This is a genomic window from Nocardia sp. NPDC004568, assembly GCF_040609955.1.
In the GTDB taxonomy this organism is placed as follows: Bacteria; Actinomycetota; Actinomycetes; order Mycobacteriales; family Mycobacteriaceae; genus Nocardia.
Genome location: NZ_JBEXLL010000018.1, coordinates 1 through 21105, shown reverse-complemented (window position 1 = coordinate 21105; position 21105 = coordinate 1). Strand labels below are relative to the sequence as shown.

Sequence of the window (21105 nt, the reverse complement as noted above, 5' to 3'; positions counted from 1 at the left end):
GTGGCGCACGCGCGGGTGGTCCGTCCGGCGGCCGGGCCCACCCGGCCCACCGACCCCGCCGAAATCGCCGCACTGGCCCGGCGCACCGCCGAACAGGCGGTTCCCACCGATCTCGATATCGACCGGCTCCGGATCGCACGCCGTGATCTGGACATCACCGGGATGCACGCCATGCTGAACACACTGGCGCCGGCCATCGACGACGGCGAGTTCCACACCGCCGACGAGATCGCTGCCGCGGTGCGATTCGCCGACCGGCATCACTGGCTGCTACGCCGCTGGCTCGACGAGCTGACCGCCGAGGGCTGTCTGGCCTACGACCCCGCGCGCGGCTACCGCGCGGCGGCCGCGCCGCCCGAGCCGACTTGCCCCGACCTGCATACCATCTGCGCCGATCTCGGGTATTCGCGGGAGTTCGCCGATTTCCTGCGGAGTTCGGCCGCGAACCTGACGGGTCTGGCCCAGGATCGGGTGCGGGTCCAGGAATTGCTTTTCCCCGACGGCGATATGCTCACCGCGGAGGCGGCCTACCGCGAGAACATCATCAGCAACTATCTCAATCTGGCCGCCCGTGAGACGGTGGCCGGGGTCAGCGCGCGCATCGCCGCCGACCGTGCACCGGTACGCGTCCTGGAACTCGGCGCCGGTATCGGCGGCACCACCGACGAGGTGATCGCCGGTTTGCCGGGACTGCCGGTGGACTACCACTTCACCGATCTGTCCGCGTTCTTCCTCAATGCCGCCAGGGAACGTTTCGCCGGCCATTCCTGGATGCGCTACGGAATCGTGGACATGAACCGGGATCTGCGCGGCTCCACGGACCGCTACGACATCGTGATAGGCGCGAATGTGCTGCACAACGCGCTGCATATCGGCGAAATGCTGCACGATCTGCACGATCTGCTGAATCCCGGCGGCGCGGTGGTGTTCGTCGAAGCGTGCAAGGCCAACTACCCGCTGCTGACCTCGATGAAATTCCTGATGTCCGCCGCCCCCGGCGCCACCCACCCGGGTAAGGAGGATATCCGGCAGGGCGCGCGGATTTTCCTCACCGAGGACGAATGGTGCGATCAGTTGCGCGGCGCCGGCTTCACGCCGCTGCTGGTGCTACCCGAACGCGACCATCCGATGTTCCTGCTCGACCAGCGCGTATTCGCCGCGATCCGCGACTAGAAACCGCCCGGTGGTCCGGTGGGCTCGCGGAGTCCGCCGAACCACCGGATCGTGGTCGGGCGAGCGGCGGTCGGGCGAGCGGCGGTCGGACGCACGGAAGCCGCCCGTCCGACCGGAAACGCCTGACACGCCACCGGCCCCGCGCTCAGCGCGCCGTGGCACTCCCCCGCATCCGGCCGGAGACCGAACGGGTGCGATCCGGTTCCGGTCCCAGAATGCGGTCCGACAGTTGCCCCAGGCAGCTCAGGTTCGGGAACCCCGGGCCCTGCGCCAGACCGGCCAGGTTGGGGAGGTAGAGCTTGGTGTCCAGGCCCGAGACCGCCAGGTCGTATCCGATCGACGATTCCAGGCGGCGCTGGGTGATCGGACCGCCGAGGGCCAGCTCCACCAGATCGGCGGCGTCGGTGTCGAACAGATCCAGGAACCACAGCGGTTGGCCGCCGGTCGCGTCTACCACCAGGTCGAAGGTGTGTACCCGGTCCGCCCGGTTCTCGTTGCGCAGGGTGAGGGCGACGCCCCCGTCCTGATCCGCCACCTGTACGACACGCCCTTGTAGATGGTGCACGCGGGCGTCGCCGAGCAGGTTCTCCTGGACCCGGACCGAGAAGACACCGCGGTCCGTGCGCCGGACGACATCGCGGCGCTCCTCGATGCTCAGCCCCCGCCACTTGGCCGGGTCGCTGAACAGCGAATTCTCGAAATAGCTTTCGCCCCGGGTGTAGATCGTGGCCGCCGGGGAGATCACCGAGACCGTCAGCACATCGTGGCGGACCAGCTCGTCCATGGCGGAGCCGGCGGTCTCACCGCCGCCGATGACCGCGGCCCGCGACGACACCGGCAGTTGCCGTCGCCCGACCAGGTCCCAGAAGTCGGCGATACTGAGCATCTTCGGGTGATCGGCCAGCGCCCGGCGGCTGTTGCCTGGCCCGGTGATCATCAACCGCTCCGCTTCGATATCGGTCGCGAGGCCGTCGGCGTCCACCACCGAGACCACCCAGCCCTCGACCCCCGCCGACACTTTGCGCACCGCACCGGCGACCAGTTCGACGTCGGTCTTGTCCGCGACCCACTGCAGGTACTTGGCCCAGAGGTGATGCTGCGGGCTGGGACGCCCGCGGTCGACCCATTCGGCGTAGGTGCCGCGTTCCACCAGGAACGACGTCCAGCTGAAGGCCAGCATGGCCTCGTCGATCTCGCGATTGCGATTACGCGCCCACACCGAGTGGTAGGGGAAGCCGACATCTTTCTCCGGGCTGGTCCCCAGCCGGTGCTGACCGTTGGTCCAGCCACCGCTGGGCAGCCAATTGCCGCCCACCGCGTGCGCCTCCACCACGATCACCTGCGGCGCCGGCAGACCGAGTTGACGCAGAACGTGCGCTTTCGCCGCGACCGCCATGGCTTTCGGGCCCGCGCCCAGCACCAGAAGTCTGTCCACCGGTTCTCCCATCTCCGTCACTCCCACGTCGCCGAGCCGGACACTCGACCGCGGCCGGAAGCACCGCGCACTCCGGACAACTCTACCTATATTTGCGTAGCCTTACCTAAATAATTCGCCCCGGCGTTCGGTTGCCGGCGCCGTCGCCGACCCCGAACGACCGTGCCGCGCATCAGGTTTGCGCGAGTACCTCGGCATCGCTCATACCCGCGACCTCCAGGTACACCCGCGCGACCTGCTCGAGCCGCCCGGGTCGCGGATCCGCCGCGGTCAACCGCTCGGCCAGCGCCGCGGTCGTGCGCGCGGCGAAGATATCGGCGACCAGGGCGTAATCGGCATCCAGCCAGTCCCGGATCCGGGCGATGGCGGTGGTGGCCAGCACCGAATCCCCGCCCAGCTGAAAGAAATCGTCGTGCACACCGAGCTCGGTACCACCCAGCACCCCGGCGAAGATATCGAGCAGCGCGCTCTCCACCTCATTGCGTGGCGCGCCGTCGGCCGTCCCCTCGGCTCCCGATTCCAACAGGGCCAGCACCGCCCGGCGGTCCAATTTGCCGTTGTCGGTCAACGGCATGGCGTCCAGCACCTCGATCCGGGACGGAATCATGTACCCGGGCAGCCGATCCGCGATCGCCGACACGATATCGGCCGCGTCGCCGGGCGCGCCGACCACCGCGGCCACCAGCTTGGGTGCGCTCGAGCCCAGTACGGCCGCCACCGCGTGCCGTACCCCGGGGGCGGTCCGCAACGCGGTCTCGACCTCACCGAGCTCCACCCGGTAGCCGCGGATCTGCACCTGATGATCGGCACGGCCGAGGAACTCGATGGTGCCATCGGGCCAGTACCGGGCCATATCACCGGTTCGGTACCAGCGCAGGCCGTCGTGTTCGACGAAGCGCTCGGCGGTCCGCTCGGGATCGTTGCGGTAGCCGATGGCCACATTCGCCCCACCCACCCAGAATTCACCGGGCACCCAGTCCGGGCAGTCGCGGCCGGCCGCCGAGACCACCCGGCAGCGCACATTGCGCAGCGGCACCCCGAACGGCACCGTGGACCAGTGTTCCGGCGGCTCGGCGACCTCGCAGATGGTGTTGTGGATGGCGGTTTCGGTGGCGCCGCCCAGGCCGGCGAACCGGCAGCCGGGCACCTGCCGGGCCAGCCGGCGAGCCAGGTCGGCGCCCACCCAGTCGCCACCGAGCGTGACCGCGCGTAAGGAGTCGCCGAGCTCGCTCCCGCCGATCTCCAGGATCATGTCGAGCATGGCGGGTACACAGTTGAGGATCGAGACCCGGTGGCGGACCAGCAGTTCCACCCAGGAGGTCGCCTCGGCGCGCTGTCGGGCATCCACCGCCACGATCGAGCCGCCCGCGGCGAACATCCCGAAGATGTCGTAGACCGAGGCGTCGAATTCCAGGGCCGACAGGGCCAGGACGCGGTCGGCGCGGCCCACCGCGAACCAATCGTTCACCGCGTCGATGGTGTTCATCGCGGCGGCGTGCGAAACCTCCACACCCTTGGGCTTTCCGGTCGAACCCGAGGTGAAGATGATGTAGGCGAGGGCGGCCGGATCCATCGCGACCGGCGCCGGCAACGGATCGGGGTGCCGCTCGGCCGCGTCCAGCGCCAGCGCGCGGATCGCGTCGTCACCCATATCGGCGCCGTCCACCGTGAGCGCTACCGCGATATCGCCGGTGCGCAGGATCTCGGCGCGACGACCGGTCGGTTGATCGAAGCCGATCGGCACATAGGCGCCGCCGGCGGCCAGCACGCCCAGTACCGCGACGATCTGATCGGCCCCCTTGGGCAGTTGTACCGCCACCGTGGTCCCCGCGGTCACCCCCGCGTCACGTAACGCGCCCGCCACCGCCAGCGCCCGCCCGGCCAGTTCGCCGTAGGTCAGGCCGCCGTCGACCCCGTCGCGCGTCCATACCACCGCCGGCAGTCCGGGTTCCGTCGCGGCGATATCGAAGAAACCCTGGTGCAGACAGCGCCCGCTGACCGGTCCGGTGGTGGCATTGACCTTCGCCCGGACCTGGGCCTGTGCCACAGGCAGACGCACCGGCGCCTCGGCCTCCCAGCCCGCGGAACCGTCACACAGCCGCGCCACCGCGTCGGTGTACCGGGCGAACATCGTCTGGACCATTCCGGCCGGGAACGCCGATTCGCGCACGTCCCAGTTGAGTAGCAGCCCGCCGTCGACCTCGGTGACCTGTGCGTCCAAGGTCACCTGCGGCCCCTGCGAGATGATCCACACCGGCGCACCGAACGTCTCGGTGACGGTATCGGCGAAGAGTTCACCCAGGTTCAGCGCGCTGGTGTAGACGATGGGCGCCAGCACCGGCTCGCCGCGGTCACGGCCCAGATCGCGCAGCACCTCCAATCCCGAATACGCGGTGTGGGCGCCGCTTTCGTGCATCGAACGCTGCAGCGCCCGGGCCCGCTCGGCGACGGTTACGTTCTCGGTGACGTCCACGTCGAGCATGATCGAGGAACTGAAGTCGCCCACCACGCGGTCCACCCCGGGATGGACCGGCTCCCGGTGGAACAGCGGGACATTGAGCAGGAATCGGCTCTCCGCCGACCAGCCGCCGATGGTTTCGGCGAAGACCGCCGCCAGGGCCATGGCCGGGGTGAGACCGCGTTCGTGGGCGGCCGCGAGCAGGCGCTGCCGGCCCTCGGGCGCGAGCCAGTGGTTGTAGCGGACCGTGCGGCGTTCGTCGGCGGTTTCACCGGCCGGCGCGGCGGGCAACTCCGGGGCACCCGGCAGCGTGGCGAGCCGGTCCCGCCACCACTGCCGGTCGCGTTCCCGGGCCGCTGTGTCGACGACCCGCTCGGTGCGGTATCGCCGGTAACTGTAGGTCTGGGCGGGAAGCGCCCGCCCGTGGTAGAGCTCGGCCAGATCGGCGATCAGGATGCGATAGCTCATCGCGTCGCCGGCGATCATATCGACGTCCAGATGCAACCGGGTACGACCGCCGGGGCGCAGGCTGAGCACCACCTCCAGCATCTGCCCGGCGTCGATCGCCAGCCGCTGATGGGTCATCCGGTCCCGTATCCGCCGCAGCTCGGCCTCGGCCGCCTCGGTGGTCTCCTCCCGCAGATCCACTACCGCGAACACCGGCAGGCCGGGTGCGGGCAGCGTCTGCTGGGTCCCGTCGGGCAGCACCCGGGTACGCAACATCGGGTGAGCGGCGACCAGATCCGAGACCGCTCGTTCGAGTCGTTGCGCGTCGACCGAGTCGCCGTCGAACTCGACGTACAGATGGGCGGCGACACCACCGAGCTCCTGCTCATCGGAGCGACCGATCCAGTACGCGTGCTGCATGGGCCCCAGGGGAAACGGTTCGGATTCCGCGGCGGGCTGGTGGGTTTCGCCGGTCGCGGCCGGTTCCGGGGCCGGCTCGGGCCGTGGGTCTGCTCCGCTGTCCGCTGCCGGCTGTCGCGGCGCGGTGAGCAGGCGGTGCCAGTCCGCCACAGTAGGCGCCGCGACCAGTTCGGCGAAGTTGACGGCGTGGCCCCCTTTACGCCACCGGCCCGCGAGCTTCATGGTGCGGATGGAGTCCAGGCCGAGCCGGATGAGATCCGCGTCGGCCGTGACGTCGTCCAGGGCGATACCCAATTGTTCGGCGACCGCGGCCCGGACCTCGTCGATCTCCACCGCCGGGACTTGCTGCCCTGACTCCCTCACCGCTGCCACTCCTTCGTCCTCCGCGGAAATGCCGCGCAAGCAGCGTAACCCATTTACATAGGGTTGCCTAACCTTACATAGGAGGGATTCGGGAGTGTTTCGTACACCGGAGAACCCGGCCGCCGCCAGAACGCGGGCCTGCGTCGCCGATCACGAACGGGCAGCCGGTGATCTCATTCCGGGGTGTCGGTGAGATACCCTCCGCGCCGGAAGAATTCGGCACCGCTGTGTTCGATCCCGTCGGCATCGCGGACGCGGGTGATCAGCAACCCGTGATTGTCACCGCGATAGGCGTCCGGCCCACAGACCACGACGCCCCCGCCCTCCTGCACGATCACCCGGCCCGGCGTACCGCCGTAGCGCGCGGACGACACAGCCGATTCCAGCACCTCGATACGCTGACCGCGGTAATGAGAGAACGCGCGGGGATACGGCGCGGACAGTGCCCGGACGAACCGCTCCAGATCGGCGGCGTGCGCCCGCCAGTCGATCCGGCTGTCCCGATCCGAACGCTTGTGGAAGTAGGTGCGCGCCGCCTTGTCCTGCGGCCGCCACTGCGCGGTACCGGATTCGAGCGCGGCCAGCGCCTCGTGCACGGCCCCGGGGATGAGTTCCATACCGGCGAGCACCAATTCGGTACCGGTGGCGGTCGGACCGATGGGCAGCGAATGCTGCACGAGGATATCGCCGGTGTCGAGTTGCTCGTCCATCCGGTGCACCGTCAGGCCGAACTCGGTGGCTCCGCTGATCAGCGCCCACAGCACCGGCGAGAATCCGGTGAACTTCGGCAGCAGGGAGTCGTGCAGGTTGAGGGTGCCGTGGGTGGGCATGTTGTACAGCTCCGGCGGCATCCAGGTGTACCAGCTGTTCACCACGATGACATCCGGCTCGGCACGTTTGACCAGGTCGATGGTCGCGGCATCGGCACGCTCGGTCAGATGCACCGCGATCCCGTGCTCGTGGGCCAGCTCCTCTACCGAATCCGACCAGATTCCCTTGTAGGAATCCGCGCTGGCGGGATGGGTGACGGCGAGTACCACCTCGTGCTCGGAATCGATCAACGCCTGCAGCGTCTTACGACCCCAGGTCTGGAACCCGAACGAGACGATACGCATGAAGAAACCCCATCTGTGGATATCTGGTCGGACAAGACCTCCGGCAGGCCGGAGAGGATCGATCGATCGGCGAGCATGGTGATTCCGGCGACCGCCGGTCGATCACCCGGGCCTCACGATTCGATGATCAGCCGGCCTTCCGCGGTCCACCAGCCACGCCGCGCGGTCCGGAACAGCCGGGCGCCGGACTCGTACGGATCCGCGGCGAACCGGTCACGGTCGCCGCCGTCGGCCAGGTCGGCCGCGAGCGCCCGGCCACCGACGTACACATCGCCGACCACACCGGGGGGCATCAACCGGCCTTCGTCGAGCACGAGTACCTTCGCCCCCGGAACGGGCCGGGTCCATCCGCTGGGCGCCAGCGGGCCGCGGGCGACCGCGCCGAGATACGCGCGCGAATGGAACGCCACGGTCGCCACGGCATCCGGCGACAGGCATCGCACGGCTTCCAGCAGCGCGGATCCCCCATAGGTGCCGACCAGGTCCCAGCGCGCCACGGTGGGCAGCAGCTCGATCCCCTCGGCCATCAGCAGAACCGGCAGTTCGGCGTCCGCGACCACCTGGGTGACGCCGTGGGTCTCGATCAGACCGGCCAGCTGCGCCGGATCGCGGCGCTGCGTTTCGGTCGGGATCACCACGGAGGCGCCGGCGGACCAGGCCGCCAGCAGGTCGGCGGCATTCTGCGGGTCACTCCACGGCAGGGCCAGGAGGCGGATATCCGCGGGCCGGGCCGCGGGGTCGACGCGGCGCAGGCGGCGATCGGCGGCGACACCGCGCCGGTCGGCGACGGCCACCGCGAGAGCGTCGGCGCCCAGCAGCAGGCCGGGCCCACCGAATCGTCCGCCGCCCACCCGCGAGGCGGTGAGGAATTCGGCGAGCAGGGCGGCGACGCCGGTCGCGGTGGGGACGGCGGACGAGCGGTGCACACCTCGGAAGCGGTCGGTACCGCCGAACAGGTCGCCGTAGGTCAGCAGTCCGTCCGCGCAGCGCGCGGCCACCCGGCTCTCCGGGACCATGCGGCCGTGCCGGATCACGGTGACCAGCGCGCAGACATCACCGGGTTCGACGCCCGTCGCCCACTCGCCCAGTATCCGTTCGCGCTCGACAGCCGTCGGGCCGGTCACGACCAGTGGGTCGATACCCTTGATATCGTCGACGACGGTCATCAGTCACCTCCTGCTACGGACAGCGGAGCCCGGAGGCGATACGCACGGATCGGTCACCGGTTCTCCTTACTACTCGGACGGCCACGGGCGACCGAACCAGCATCAAGCTTAGGCTTACCTTACATTCCAAGAGGGCGATTCTCCAGATCACCCGGCTCTACGGCAAGAATTGCTTAGGCTAAGCTAACACACCCACGCAGCGGGTCGCGCGCGTTCTCCCCCCAATCAGGAGGCGACCTTCCCGCTACCGCCGATTCCGCTATCCGACAGGCTGTTCCAGCCGCCAGCCACCGGCCCGCGACCGTTCGTTCCAGAAATCGGCGTAGCGGCCACCGAGCGCCAGCAGTTCGGTATGGGTGCCACGTTCGACGATGCGGCCCCCGTCGAGGAAGAGGATCTGATCGGCGTGCGCGATGGTACCCAGTCGATGCGCCACCACGATGACCGTCTTGCCACGGGTGAGCTCGTGGATACCGCGCACCACCGACGCCTCGCTGTGCGGATCCAGCGCACTGGTCGCCTCGTCCAGCAGCACGATCGGCGCGTCCTTGAGCAGTGCCCGCGCGATCGAAACCCGCTGCCGCTCACCACCGGACAGCAGCGAACCACCCTCGCCGACCGGCGATTCGTAGCCGTCGGGCAGCCGATCGGTGATCTCGTCCACCCGGGCGGCGACCGCCGCCCGGCGCACCTCCTCGTCGGTGGCGTCCAACCGGCCGATCCGGATGTTCTCGGCCACCGACCGGTTGAACAGGTAGACATTCTGGAACACCAGCGACAGCTGGTTCAGCAGCGTCTCCGACGGCTGCTCGCGGACATCGTGCCCGGCCACCACCACCCGGCCCGACTCCGCGTCGTAGAACCGCGCGGCCAGCCGGAGCAGCGTCGTCTTGCCGGCACCGCTCGGGCCGACCACCGCCGTGGTGGTCCCGGGCGGCACGCTGAAGGTCAGTCCGGAGAGCACGGGTTCACCCGGCCGATAGGAGAAGCCGACCTCGTGGAACTCGACTGCGGGCGCCCCGGGGACAACCTGTTCCCGCGATTCCGGCAGCGTCGGCTCGCTCAGCAGTTCGGTCACCCGGTCGACCGCGGCGCCCGCGCCCCGCAGGCCGTTACCCAGTTGCGCGGCCAGGTTGAGCGGTTCGATGAACCGCGCGCTCACCGCGATCAGCGCGATCGCCGCCGGAACCGAGATCGAACCACCGGTCACCCGGTTGACCACGATGTAGGCGAGCACCAGGAACACCGCCTGGATGCACAGGGAGAACACGATGAGCCCCGGCACCGACGCGAACACCAGTTTCGTCGATGCCGACTTCTGTTCCGTCAGCGCGGCGTCCAACGCCCGGTTTCCGGTGCCGACCGCCCCCAGCGAACGCAGCACCGGCTGGGCCTGCGCGAACTCCACCACGCGCGCGTCGGCCTCGGCCGCCGCCGCATGGGCGCGCGCGTCCGACGCGGCGTAGGACCGCGCCGCCAGCGCGTTGACGAGGAAGAGCACCGGTGCGGACAGCAGCATCGCCAGCGAGATCCGCCAGTCCACGAACAACATCCCCACCGCCACGGCGATCGGCACCACGATGCTGTTGAGCACCTTCGCCATCAGGTAGGCCAGTGCCTGCTGGATCTCGCGCACGTTCTCCACCGTCAGCCGCGACAGCGGCCCGGCACCGTGGGTTTCGAACCAGCCCAACGGTAGGGCATTGAGATGGTCGCCGATCCGGGTCTGCAGCCCGCGCTGCATACCCACCGCGATGCGCAGTCCGAAGACGGTCTGGAGGTAACCGGACACGGCCACCGCCCCGACCGCGACCAGCATCAGCAGCGCCCAGAACCAGGCCCGTGGCAGATCGTCGGCGAACAGCGCCTCCAGCACCGGGACCAGCAGTAGATACGCCAACGCCTGGCACAACGCCTGACCGATGATCGCGGCGAACAGTTTGGGAGTGAGTGGAGCGAGCTCGCCGGGAACCAGTGCGAGCAGTTTCTCGATCATCGGATATGCCCGCTCTCCGCCGCCGTGACCGCGCCGAGCGCGGCCTCGTTGATCTCCCACAACCGCTGGTAGGTTCCGCCCGCGGTGCGCAGGCGGGCATGGTCACCCTGTTCGACCACTGATCCGTTCTCCAGCACCACGATCCGGTCGACGCCCGTGATGGTGTGCAGCCGGTGCGCGATCACCAGTACGGTGCGCCCCGCCACGAGCCGGGCCAGCGCGTCCTGAACCGCGGCCTCCGATTCCGGATCGGCGAAGGCGGTGGCCTCGTCGAGCACCAGCACGGGCGTATCGGCCAGCAGCGCCCGGGCGATCGACAGTCGCTGCGCCTCACCGCCGGACAGACTGGCGTCCACGCCGATCTCGGAGTCGTAGCCCCGGGGCAGCGCCATGATGCGATCGTGGATCTGCGCCGCCCGAGCCGCCACCTCCAGTGTCGCGGAATCCGCGCCCGCCCGGGCCAGCAGCAGATTGTCCCGGATCGAACCGCGGATCAACCGGACATCCTGGAAGACGAAACCGATCGTGCGATAAAGCTCCGCCGCGGGGATATCGCGGATATCGCGGCCCCCGACGGTGATACGACCGGCGTCGACGTCGTAGAAGCGGGGCAGCAGTTTGGCCAAGGTGGACTTACCCGAACCGCTCGGACCCACCAGGGCGGTGAGCGTACCGGGACGCAGTTCCAGATCGATATCGCGCAGCACCTGGTGGTCGTCGCGGTATCCGAACGCCACACCTTCGAACCGGACCACACCCGGTTCGGCAGGCGCGGCGGTGGGCGCGGCCGAATCCGGCGCGCCGGTACGCAGTTCCGGAGTCTGCTGCAGGTCGTACAACCGCACCGCGGCAGCCCCGGCCTCCCGCAGCGCCTGACCGCCGTAGCCGAGCCCCAGCAGCGAACTCCCCAGCCCGAGCCCGACCAGTAGGAAGGGCAGCAGGTCGAGGGGCTGCGCCCAGTCCAGGCCCACCGCCGCCAGTCCGGCGAGCACGATCACCGACATGACGAAGACCGGCGCAACGGTGATATCGGAGATCGCCTGCAACCGGATCATCGGCGTCTTCCAGCGAGTGAACGCGGCCGTCTGCCCGTCCACCGCCGCCTGGAACTCGTGGTGCGCCTTACCGGCCTGCCCGAAGGCGCGCACCACCTGGATGCCGTCCACGAATTCGATGGCCGCGGTCTGCACCCGCCGCTCCCAGCGGCTGTACACCGCGAGGCGATCGCGGCTGGTCCGATCCATCATCCGACTCAGCGATATCGCGTACGCGAGCAAGGGGAGCAGCAGCACCAGGGTGAGCCGCCAGTCCACCGTGAACAGGTAGATCAGGGTCACCACCGGGACCACGAGGCCGCCGACGAAATCGAGCCGGGCGTGGGCGACCAGATAGTGCAGTGCCTCGACATCGTCCTGGAGGTACTTCTTGATCTCGCCGGAGGTGCGTTCGGAGAACCAGCCCAGCGGAACGCGGGTGAGTTTGTCCGCGAGCGAGCGCCGGACCGCCAGCTGGAAACCGCCGTCCACATGGTGCGACCAGGTCAGTGCGACCGCCTGGAGCAGACCGCGCACGACCAGCACGATCACGGCGGCCCACAGCAGCGCCCACACCCGCTCGGTATCGATCCGGTCGGCCAGCAGTTCCCGGCAGGCTTCGACGATGAGCACGAACGGCACGACATTGGCGATCGATGCCACCGCGACGATGACGCTCGCCACCGTGAGCGCCCCGTTCACCGGGGCCAGGATCTGCTTGCGCGCCAATGCTTCTCGCTGCTTCTGCGCCTTCTGCTGGGCGCGCGGAGCCCGGTTGCCCGTCTCCGCCGCCGACAGCGGCGCAGTCTCCACCGTCATGTCCTCGCCTTCCGGCCGTTGTGCTGAATGCGACTCATCTTCACACAGGCGACAGCAAAAAGGTAGGTTAGGCTAACTTGCCCGATTCACCCTCTCGCCCCCGTAGGAACCGGTTCGGGAATCCCGATCGCGGCGCCGAGTTAGGTTAAGCTAACCTTTATGGGTAGAGGCAGTAATGGCGTCATCATGAAGGTGTGGCGGGCCGACGATTATCGGCTGACCGTCACCTCCACGGAGCGGATCACCGACAAGTACGTCCGCATCGGCTTCACCGCCGGGGGTCTACTGGCCGATCACCCGGTACACCCGACGCAGTTCATCCGGCTGTGGATCCCCGACGCCGAAACCGACAAACTGCACCATCGCGGCTACACGCTCATCGACCAGGACCCCGGCAACGACCATTTCCACATCGAGTTCGCCGTGCACAGCGGACCGGCCAGCCAATGGGCCGAACGCGCCCGAGTCGGCGACGTCATCGAAACCTCGGTCCTGGGGTCGAAATTCGAACTGCCCGCGACCACACCCGGCGAGTACGTGATCTTCGGCGATACCGCTTCCCTGCCGGCGGTCAACACCCTGCTCGAATCGATCGGCGACACTCCTGCCCGGGTATGGCTGGAATGGCAGTACGAATCGGATACCGGCCTGCCCGTCCGCAACAAACCCCAGCACGAGATCACCTGGATCCAGCGCATCGACGACGGCCGCGCCATGCGCGAACAGGCCGAACAGCTCACCGTCGCCGCGGACGCCTTCGCCTGGGTCGCCTGCGACACGGCCAGCACCCGCGCCATCGTGAAAAGCCTGCGGACCACTCACTCGCTGCCGAAAACGCAGATCAAAGCCCAGGGCTACTGGAAGTAACCGCGGTCACCCGTCCCAGGCGGTCCGGTCGGCGGCCGTATCGCGCGGACTATGCTGCGACCGGTGAGAAGAAGGCAGCAGCCGCCGCTGCCGAAGCGGTTCGGGCTGGACCCGGCCCGGTTGCGGCTGCCCGAGGAGGGCGACTGGGCGACCGTGCGCGACCATCTGGTCCACCGGCTGCCCCGCGTAGACCCCGCGCGAATCGACGAGATGCTGCACGCGGGTGAGATCGTCGACCTGGCGGGGCCGCTCGCGCCCGACGCGCCCTATGTGCCCGGCGGCGCCGTCTGGTTCCACCGCGATCTGCCCGACGAGAAACCGGTGCCCTTCGACCTGCCGATCGTCTACCGCGACGACACCATTCTGGTCGCCGACAAACCGCATTTCCTGGCCACCATTCCGCGCGGCAGCCATATCCTGCAGACCGCCCTGGTCCGGTTGCGCCGAGAACTCGACCTGCCCGACCTGATCCCCGCGCATCGCCTCGACCGCGCCACCGCCGGCCTGGTGCTGTTCGTCGTGGACCCGGCCCGCCGCGGCGCCTACCAGACGCTGTTCCAGCGGCAGCGCGTCCGCAAGGAGTACGAGGCCGTGGCCGGGTACCGCGGCGGGCTGCTCTTCCCGCTGTCCCTGGAAAGCCGCATCATCAAGGAGAAGCACGTCCTGGCCGCCCAGGAGGTGGCGGGGCCGCCCAACGCGCGCACCCGGATCGAACTCATCGAGCGACGCGGCGATATCGCCCGCTATCGGCTGCACCCCGCGACCGGACGCACCCATCAGTTGCGCCTGCACATGAACTCACTGGGTATCCCCATTCTCGGCGACGATTTCTATCCGGCGATCACCGATAAATCGGTCGACGACTTCACCCGCCCACTCCAGCTGCTGGCCGCCGCCCTCGAATTCACCGACCCGGTGACCGGCGCGCACCGGCGTTTCGACAGCGGCCGCGACCTGCAGGCCTGGACCGATCCGCGAGGCTGGGCGGCGGAGCCCGCCCCCGGTCCCTGAGCATTCCCGGCTCTCGGGGCGCCGATCGCTGCGGGCGCCACGACCGGGCCGGCCGCGGCCCGGTCGCCCGGTCCTGCCCGCCGGCCCCGCCGTGTTCGAGCCCGCGCCGCGCGCTCTCGGCCCGTCCGTACACTGGGCCGAATGCTCCACCCGGTTACCCAGGAAACAGCAGTTCCGCGACCCAGAATCCACGCCTATGCCGATGTGGCGGTCGTCGTGGTGGTGCTCATCTGCACCAATCTGATCGCCCATTTCACCACCGCGTGGGCGAACATCGTGAGCGTGCCGATCGCCGCCCTGGTGCTGCTGGGTCTCATGCGCCGGCGCGGCCTGCACTGGTCGGAGCTGGGCCTGTCGCCCCGGCACTGGCGAACCGGGACCAGATACGCGCTCGGCGCGGTCGGGGTCGTGCTCGCGGCGGTGGTCATCGGGGCCGTGCTCCCGCTGACCCGCCCGTTCTTCCTGGCCGACCGCTACGCCACCATCTCCGGCGCGCTCATCGCCTCGATGATCGTGATCCCGCTGCAAACGGTGATCCCCGAGGAACTCGCCTTTCGCGGGGTCCTGCACGGCACCCTCGATCGGGCCTGGGGCGCCCGGGGCGTCTTCGCCGCCGGATCACTGCTCTTCGGGCTGTGGCATATCGCCTCGTCCCTCGGGCTCACCGCCGGTAACCGGGGCCTGTCCGGATTGATCGGCGGCGGACCGGCCGGTCAGATCGCCGGGGTGCTGATCGCCGTCGCCGCGACCGCGGCCGCCGCGGTCGTGTTCACCTGGCTACGGCACCGCAGCGGCAGCCTGCTGGCCCCCATCGCCCTGCACTGGGCGATCAACGGGGCCGGCGCCCTGACCGCCGCGCTCCTCTGGCATACGACCCTGGTGTGAGCCCGCCGTGCCGCGGGATCAGCAGTGTTCGCAGATTCCGGTGGCCGGGAGCTGGATGAAACAGTTCGAGCACACCACCGTGCGGGCCCCGGTTTCCGGTTTGTGCGCGGTCGTGGCGGTCCGCGTGGTGGCGACCGTCCGCCGGGCGTTACCACCGCGCGGGATAAGCGGCGGAGTGCCGCCGTCCGCGGGCACATCGGCGCCGTGGGCCGCGTAGCAGGCCCAGCGCGCATAGGCGGCATGGGTCTCGATATCGGCCGGCACCGGTAGCGCCGCCAGCTCCAGCACATATTTGTAGCTGTCGCTGACCTTCAGATTGCGTTTCACACACAGGGCCGTGAGCGGCGGCTCGCCCGCGTTGTGGCAGCGCCGGGCGACTTTGCGCAGGATCGCGTCCATCCAGGTGCGGGTCGGGGCATCGGTGTGCACTCCCGACATCTCCTGCACCCGGTCGGCGAGTTCCTGCACGGTGACGAAGTATCCGTACTCCGTCGCCGTCTCGGCCAGCACCTCGTGCGCGGCCATCGCCCAGGCCACCGCGGCATCGCGGAAGGTAACCGCTGTACCGTCGTCGATCCGCCAGGCCCCCGAAATCGTTGTCGCAGCGTCCCTCATAGCTCGTACACCGTAGCGCCGTGGACCCGGGGTCCGTCAACCGCCCTCCCCTATATCACATTTCGGGTGTCGGAACCCACACGGTGAACGGTGGTCAACTCGGTGGTTCCGGCTCCGCCGGCGCGACCACACCCCGCTCCAGATACAGGGTCACCCCGCGCGACCGGGCCGCGAGCGCACACCCCAGCCGACGGCCCAGCCGCGCCACGACACACCCGTCCAGCCGGTCCGCCCGCACCCATGCCCAGCGGTCGAGCTCCGCCGCCTGCAGGACGATGCCTCGATCATCGAGCCGACCACCGTCGAACACGTAGAGGATTTTGTCCCCTTCGCCCGGGTTCGGCGCCCAGTCGTGCACCAGTAACCGCCCGGGCGGCCGGTCGATCCCGAGTTCCTCGGCGATCTCGCGCCGGCAGGCCCGCGCCGGAGACTCACCCGGTTCGACATAACCGCCCGGGATATCCCATCCGATGCCGTACGTCTTGTGCACCAGCAGCACCTCGTCGCCCCCGGCGCCGGCACGCACGAAGAGCGCACCGGCCGCCAGCCGCGCCCGCGCGTTCCCGCCGTCGGTCGTCGCCACCGCCCTATCGGACCACAGTGGCCTCACCGCGCCGCGCTCGCTCCCAGGATCGCTGACCGGCGAGTGTCACCACCGGGTCGAGCATCGCGCGATCGAACTCGACGGGCCGGGACCCCGCCGCGATCACCCGCGGCCAATCCGGGTTCGCGAGCGCACCACGGCCGAGCGCCACCAGGTCCGCGTGCCCTTCATCGAGCACCGTCCGCGTGAGATCGGGAACATGCATACCGCCGTTGGCGATCACCGGCAGGCCGGTGACGGACCTGGCCAGGCGGGTGACGGTCTCGCCGGTGTCCAGGACGGCGGTGTCGTACCAGTCCCGGCCCTCGCTCGCCAGATGCAGGTAGTCGACCCCCGCGGCACCGACCCCACGGAAGATCGTTTCGGCCTCCTCGGCGCCGGACCACCGGTAGCCGAAATCGTTGACCTTGGTCTGGGAGAGCCGCAGTCCCACCGGGAATTCCGGCCCCACCGCCGCCCGCACCGCCCGCACCACCTCCACCGCGAACCGAACCCGGCCCGCCGGATCCCCGCCGTACTCGTCGTCCCGCTGATTCGTGTATCCGGTGAGGAACTGATCGATCAGGTACCCGTTCGCCCCGTGGATCTCCACCGCGTCGAAACCGGCCGCCCGGGCACGCTCGGCCGCCGCACCGAACCCGCCCACGATCCGGCGGATATCCGCGTGGGTCGCCACCTCGGGTACCGCGAACGGGCCTTCCCCGCCGTACGCCGCCATCTTGGCCCCCAACGGCCGCACCGCCGACGGCGCGATACTCCGGTCACTGTGACGATTGCCCTGCACGAGCGCACCGGCGTGCATCAGCTGCAGGGCGATCGCACCACCCGCCGCGTGCACCGCATCGGTGACCACCCGCCACGCCGCGAGGTGGCGCTCGGTCACGATTCCGGGCTGATCGGGATATGCCTGGCTGAACTCCGCGTCGGTATAGGTCCCCTCCGTGGTGATCAGCCCGAACCCACCCGCGGCGAACCGCACGTAGTACTCCGCCATGGCGTCGGTGGGCACGCCGTCACCCGCGGTACTCACCCGCGACATCGGCGCCACGACCGCACGATTGCGCAACCGCAGCGCCCCGAGCCGCACCTCGGACAGAACAGGATGAATGGTCACGGAAACTCCTCGCACTAGCCGGAAACCGGTTCGGGAACAGATTCCGCTTCACCAACACTTCCTACAAGTACGGTCTTTTCTGTGCGGTAGGCACATTCCGTATACCCATGGAGGTCACATGCGCGAGGACGTACCGGATTACTGCACCGTCGAAGCCGCGATGGAAGTGGTCGGCGGCAAATGGAAGATGGCGATCGTCAACCATCTCTTCGACGGCACCCGCCGCTTCGGCGAGCTCCGCCGCGCCATGCCCACCATCACCCAGCGGATGCTCACCCGCCAACTCCGCGAACTCGAAGCCGACGGGCTGGTCAGCCGCACGGTCTACGCCGAAGTACCACCGAAGGTGGAATACGACCTCACCGAACTCGGCGCGAGCCTGCGGCCGGTGGCGGAGTTGCTCGAATCATGGGGCGAGCGATACCGGTGCGGAGCAGCCGTATGACCACAGGTTCGACCTGATCAATGCCTGACGACGGCCCCTCCTGCACAGTCCGACGTGGGCGCGATAGCGTCCGGGATGCGAGATCCGGGCATTGCCGATAGCGTCACCGCCAACCTCCGGCAACCAGGAAGAACCCTGACCGTGGTCGATCGCCACGTTATCGACGTTCACATCCTGCTCACCCGCGGCCATCAGCTGTTGCTCACTCAACGCCGGGGTGGAGCCTTCGACGGAGAATGGCACCTGCCGTCCGGCAAGGTCGATGCCGGGGAACCGTTGACCGCCGCCGCCGCCCGCGAGGACAGAGAAGAAATCGGGATCGTCATCAACCCCGCTCATCTGCGGTTCGTGCACGCCACCCATGTCGCGAACTCCGGCCCAGAACCCCGCCTGGGCGTATTCTTCGAAGCTTCCGAGTGGCTCGGAGAGCCGACGAACCAGGAACCCGACAAATGCAACGACGTGCGCTGGTTCCCGGTGGATCGACTCCCCGACAACCTCATCGCCTACCCAGCCGCGGGCATCCAGACCTACCTCGACGGTGAGAGCAGCGAGGCATTCAGCGAAATCGGCTGGGAATCGGCACCGGCCGCTGTCCAACCGCGCGAACGGTCGTGCTGGGTATGGGCCAACGCAACCAACTTCTTTCTAACTGCATTGAGCGGTACGTCGCTGAACTGCACATTCGTTGAGAAATTGAACTCATCACGCCCGAACATCGCCTCATCGAGCGCGCCGCTGGTCAGATCCACCGCCGAATAGTTCAACAACTCTGCCTGGGTGTAGCGGCTGCCAGATCCGGCCGCGGAATACCATGGTTGATCTGCCACACCAGCTCGGCCGGTACACCGTCATGTACTTGCAGCACCAGCGACGACGGTAGATACCGGTCTGTGACGACTACCGCCCCCGACCGCACCGCCGGCAGAATGTCGGTTGCCACATGGTGATGTCGGTCGCCGGCCACCATGCATGCCAACGCCATCCCGTGATAGGTTCCGGTGTGGGCCCGGACGAACTCACCCAGCGGCGTCGCGGTCGGTTCGCGCGTGATATGCACCGATCTCCCGGTCTTCCGCAGCCGTGCGGCAAGCTCCTTACATGCCGTGGTCTTCCCGACGCCGGATGGGCCGTCGATACTTACAAACATTCCACCCCATTTTTCCTGGTACATACCGTCTCCTTCCAGGGCAAACGGACATGCACAGCAGATCAGGTCCGTTCCGTGAGTACAGAAGTCTCCGCCACCGTCGGTACCCCCTGCCGGTCTGAAACAGTCCCACCCGACTGCTGAGTCAAGGCTGGCACATCTGACCGAAACCTCCAGCGATTCAGCGAGTTCGACGCCAGACAGACGTACCCGTAGGCGACCGAGATCCGGCTCGATGTCGACTGAGAGAATTCCTAGAACCTTCCGCGGGCAGAACGCGATGCGGGCACCCATCCGACAGCCTGCGTGAGCAGCACATCGCCCAGCATGAACGCGATCGGAGGCCAGCGCGCATACGTCTCACCGCTCTGCTCGATCACGTCGGCCTGTGCCACGATCCGACCCAACTGTCCATCCAGATGATCAACCGTAGGGACGAAGACCGCCTCGGCCTTGTGCACCACTATCTGTTCCTCGAGGAGGAGCAGCCGCTGCGGCCGTGTCTCGTCCACCCGGAGTACGCCGGAGACCTCATACCCGAATCGAACAGCGAGCCGCCTCATGCGGTACTCGTCCAGCCGCTGCCCTTGTCCGCTGAGGTCGGTGCGTAGATAAGCAATTGCCGGGGCGGCCTCGCATTCGTATTTCCGCGAACTGGTCATGCGCGCTGGTCACTCGTATGGGAGGCACGCCAGCGGGCGATCACAGCGTCGACCTCTGCCTGTGGGTGAGACAACAGACCTCTCGATCCGAACGCGCGAAGACCTTCCAACACCTTCTCCACGACGCCCAAGTCGTAGCATTCGCTTTCTCTTGCGCGTTGGAGCACAGTCGCCCTCGAGGCCGCGCCGTGGGAAACGTTGGGGATTGGAATCTTCGCACGGGTGGGCGGAACAAGTGGGGCGCTGAAAGTTTTCGAGGAGTGGGCGGTAGCCATGCACAAAGGCTCGCAACTACCACGCATGATTCGGTGTGACACTTTGTCACCCGAGCAGTTCGACGAGCCCCCTACCCGAAGTTCTCGCCACCACGCGGCGACACCGACAACGAATCACGGATGATCTCCCGGATACCTGAGCACACCGGATACCAGAGCAATTCGTTCCTGGCTCTGGTGGGATCACTGATCAGAGTCGAGGGTTCGGGTGCCGGGGGTTTGTGTAGAAGTCTGATCTGCCGACCTGTGCGTTCTTCGATGGCGGCGACAACCTCGAGAACACTGGTGCCACGCCCGCTCCCTATGATGTAGCGCCGGGCCTCCCCCTGCTGCGGCATACGGTCGAAGCAAGCTACAAACGCTGCCGCGGCATCCTCTATGTGCAGGTAGTCTCGCACGGCCCGGCCATCACCGTTTACCTCTAACACCGAGTCGTCGGCCGCCGCGGCAATGGTCCGGGGGATCAGCCGGCTGCTGTCAGTGTCCGCACCACCGGCAACATTCATCAGCCGCAGTACCGTCGCTGACAGTCGGCCGGTCCTTGCCTGGGCGAATAGCGCCAGCTCGGCCGCCATTTTGCTGGCTGCGTAGGGATGCGGAGGCGCATCTGCAGTGTCCTCGGTCATCGGCTGATGGTCCGGTGACCCGTAGATAGCTCCCGTGGAGGCGAAAACAATATGTGGAACCGCGACGGCATCCATCGCGCTCAAGAGCGTGAGAGTCCCCGCGGTATTCACCTGGAAGTATCGCAACGGTTGATCCAGCGACTCCCGGGCCCGGGTGAGGCCGGCAAGGTGGCATACCGCATCGACTCCCTCGAGCGCCTTCCGGAGTTCGACACCGTCGAGCAGGTCGGCTACCCGGGTCGTTTGCCCACCGAATGACACCTCTGTACGTGTCATGGCCACCGGGGCGTGTCCGGCCCTGAGCAATGCACCCACGACGGCCCGACCCAGTGACTGGGCCCCGGTGGCGGATCCACCGATCATGCGAGTTGCGGTTGGTTGAACTCGGTCGGTGTCCATTGCTGCCGGAACGCTTCAGGAGTGAG

18 protein-coding genes are annotated in these 21105 nt (G+C 68.2%); 6 read left to right on the top strand and 12 right to left on the bottom strand.

Translation table 11 applies throughout. The features are described from left to right. Positions 1–162 precede the first annotated feature (162 nt). Complete coding sequence (locus ABZV91_RS11375) at positions 163–1173, top strand: class I SAM-dependent methyltransferase (protein WP_355239133.1); 1011 nt, start codon at positions 163–165, stop codon at positions 1171–1173. A 145-nt stretch (positions 1174–1318) separates the two neighbouring features. Here ABZV91_RS11375 and ABZV91_RS11370 read toward each other — a convergent pair whose 3' ends face one another. The 6 genes from ABZV91_RS11370 to ABZV91_RS11345 all read right to left on the bottom strand — a co-directional run bounded on the left by ABZV91_RS11370 (position 1319) and on the right by ABZV91_RS11345 (position 12426). After that, the gene (locus ABZV91_RS11370; RefSeq protein ID WP_355239012.1) at positions 1319–2620 is read right to left on the bottom strand and encodes a SidA/IucD/PvdA family monooxygenase; all 1302 of its coding nucleotides are present in this window, start codon (positions 2618–2620) and stop codon (positions 1319–1321) included. A gap of 160 nt (positions 2621–2780) precedes the next feature. Further along, complete coding sequence (locus tag ABZV91_RS11365; RefSeq protein WP_355239009.1) at positions 2781–6296, bottom strand: amino acid adenylation domain-containing protein; 3516 nt, start codon at positions 6294–6296, stop codon at positions 2781–2783. 173 nt (positions 6297–6469) lie between these two features. Beyond that, on the bottom strand, positions 6470–7411 hold the full coding sequence (locus ABZV91_RS11360) for a methionyl-tRNA formyltransferase (protein WP_355239006.1): 942 nt from the start codon (positions 7409–7411) through the stop codon (positions 6470–6472). Between the two features lie 113 nt (positions 7412–7524). Next, positions 7525–8577, bottom strand: a complete 1053-nt coding sequence (locus ABZV91_RS11355; protein ID WP_355239003.1) for an AMP-binding protein — start codon at positions 8575–8577, stop codon at positions 7525–7527. Between the two features lie 259 nt (positions 8578–8836). Further along, complete coding sequence (locus tag ABZV91_RS11350; RefSeq protein WP_355239000.1) at positions 8837–10573, bottom strand: ABC transporter ATP-binding protein; 1737 nt, start codon at positions 10571–10573, stop codon at positions 8837–8839. Further along, positions 10570–12426, bottom strand: coding sequence for an ABC transporter ATP-binding protein (locus tag ABZV91_RS11345; protein ID WP_355238997.1), 1857 nt, complete (start codon positions 12424–12426; stop codon positions 10570–10572). Before ABZV91_RS11345 ends, ABZV91_RS11350 begins: the two co-directional genes overlap by 4 nt. 159 nt (positions 12427–12585) lie before the next feature. Here ABZV91_RS11345 and ABZV91_RS11340 point away from each other — a divergent pair, with 159 nt between their 5' ends. The 3 genes from ABZV91_RS11340 to ABZV91_RS11330 all read left to right on the top strand — a co-directional run bounded on the left by ABZV91_RS11340 (position 12586) and on the right by ABZV91_RS11330 (position 15189). Further along, positions 12586–13293, top strand: coding sequence for a siderophore-interacting protein (locus ABZV91_RS11340; RefSeq protein WP_355238994.1), 708 nt, complete (start codon positions 12586–12588; stop codon positions 13291–13293). Between the two features lie 63 nt (positions 13294–13356). After that, complete coding sequence (locus ABZV91_RS11335) at positions 13357–14304, top strand: pseudouridine synthase (protein ID WP_355238991.1); 948 nt, start codon at positions 13357–13359, stop codon at positions 14302–14304. A gap of 141 nt (positions 14305–14445) precedes the next feature. Continuing rightward, complete coding sequence (locus ABZV91_RS11330; RefSeq protein ID WP_355238988.1) at positions 14446–15189, top strand: CPBP family intramembrane glutamic endopeptidase; 744 nt, start codon at positions 14446–14448, stop codon at positions 15187–15189. An 18-nt stretch (positions 15190–15207) separates the two neighbouring features. Here ABZV91_RS11330 and ABZV91_RS11325 read toward each other — a convergent pair whose 3' ends face one another. From ABZV91_RS11325 to ABZV91_RS11315, 3 genes are all read right to left on the bottom strand, one after another. Further along, complete coding sequence (locus ABZV91_RS11325) at positions 15208–15804, bottom strand: hypothetical protein (protein ID WP_355238985.1); 597 nt, start codon at positions 15802–15804, stop codon at positions 15208–15210. A 94-nt stretch (positions 15805–15898) separates the two neighbouring features. Then, positions 15899–16387 (bottom strand): NUDIX hydrolase, encoded by a 489-nt coding sequence (locus tag ABZV91_RS11320; protein WP_355238982.1) that lies wholly within the window; start codon positions 16385–16387, stop codon positions 15899–15901. A 4-nt stretch (positions 16388–16391) separates the two neighbouring features. Beyond that, positions 16392–17522, bottom strand: coding sequence for an NADH:flavin oxidoreductase (locus ABZV91_RS11315; protein ID WP_355238979.1), 1131 nt, complete (start codon positions 17520–17522; stop codon positions 16392–16394). Positions 17523–17640: 118 nt separating this feature from the next. On the opposite strand from ABZV91_RS11315, the gene ABZV91_RS11310 reads away from it, so the two are divergent. Both ABZV91_RS11310 and ABZV91_RS11305 read left to right on the top strand, forming a co-directional pair. Beyond that, entirely contained in the window at positions 17641–17967 is a 327-nt protein-coding gene (locus ABZV91_RS11310; RefSeq protein ID WP_355238976.1) for a helix-turn-helix domain-containing protein, read from the top strand. A 75-nt stretch (positions 17968–18042) separates the two neighbouring features. Then, positions 18043–18729, top strand: a complete 687-nt coding sequence (locus ABZV91_RS11305; protein WP_355238973.1) for an NUDIX domain-containing protein — start codon at positions 18043–18045, stop codon at positions 18727–18729. A 1-nt stretch (position 18730) separates the two neighbouring features. On the opposite strand, the gene tmk is transcribed toward ABZV91_RS11305, so the two are convergent. The 3 genes from tmk to ABZV91_RS11290 form a co-directional block, all read right to left on the bottom strand. After that, entirely contained in the window at positions 18731–19141 is a 411-nt protein-coding gene (tmk, locus tag ABZV91_RS11300; protein ID WP_355238971.1) for a dTMP kinase, read from the bottom strand. Between the two features lie 230 nt (positions 19142–19371). Next, complete coding sequence (locus ABZV91_RS11295; protein ID WP_355238968.1) at positions 19372–19779, bottom strand: hypothetical protein; 408 nt, start codon at positions 19777–19779, stop codon at positions 19372–19374. Positions 19780–20125: 346 nt separating this feature from the next. After that, positions 20126–20956, bottom strand: coding sequence for an NAD-dependent epimerase/dehydratase family protein (locus ABZV91_RS11290; protein ID WP_355238965.1), 831 nt, complete (start codon positions 20954–20956; stop codon positions 20126–20128). Positions 20957–21105 lie beyond the last annotated feature (149 nt).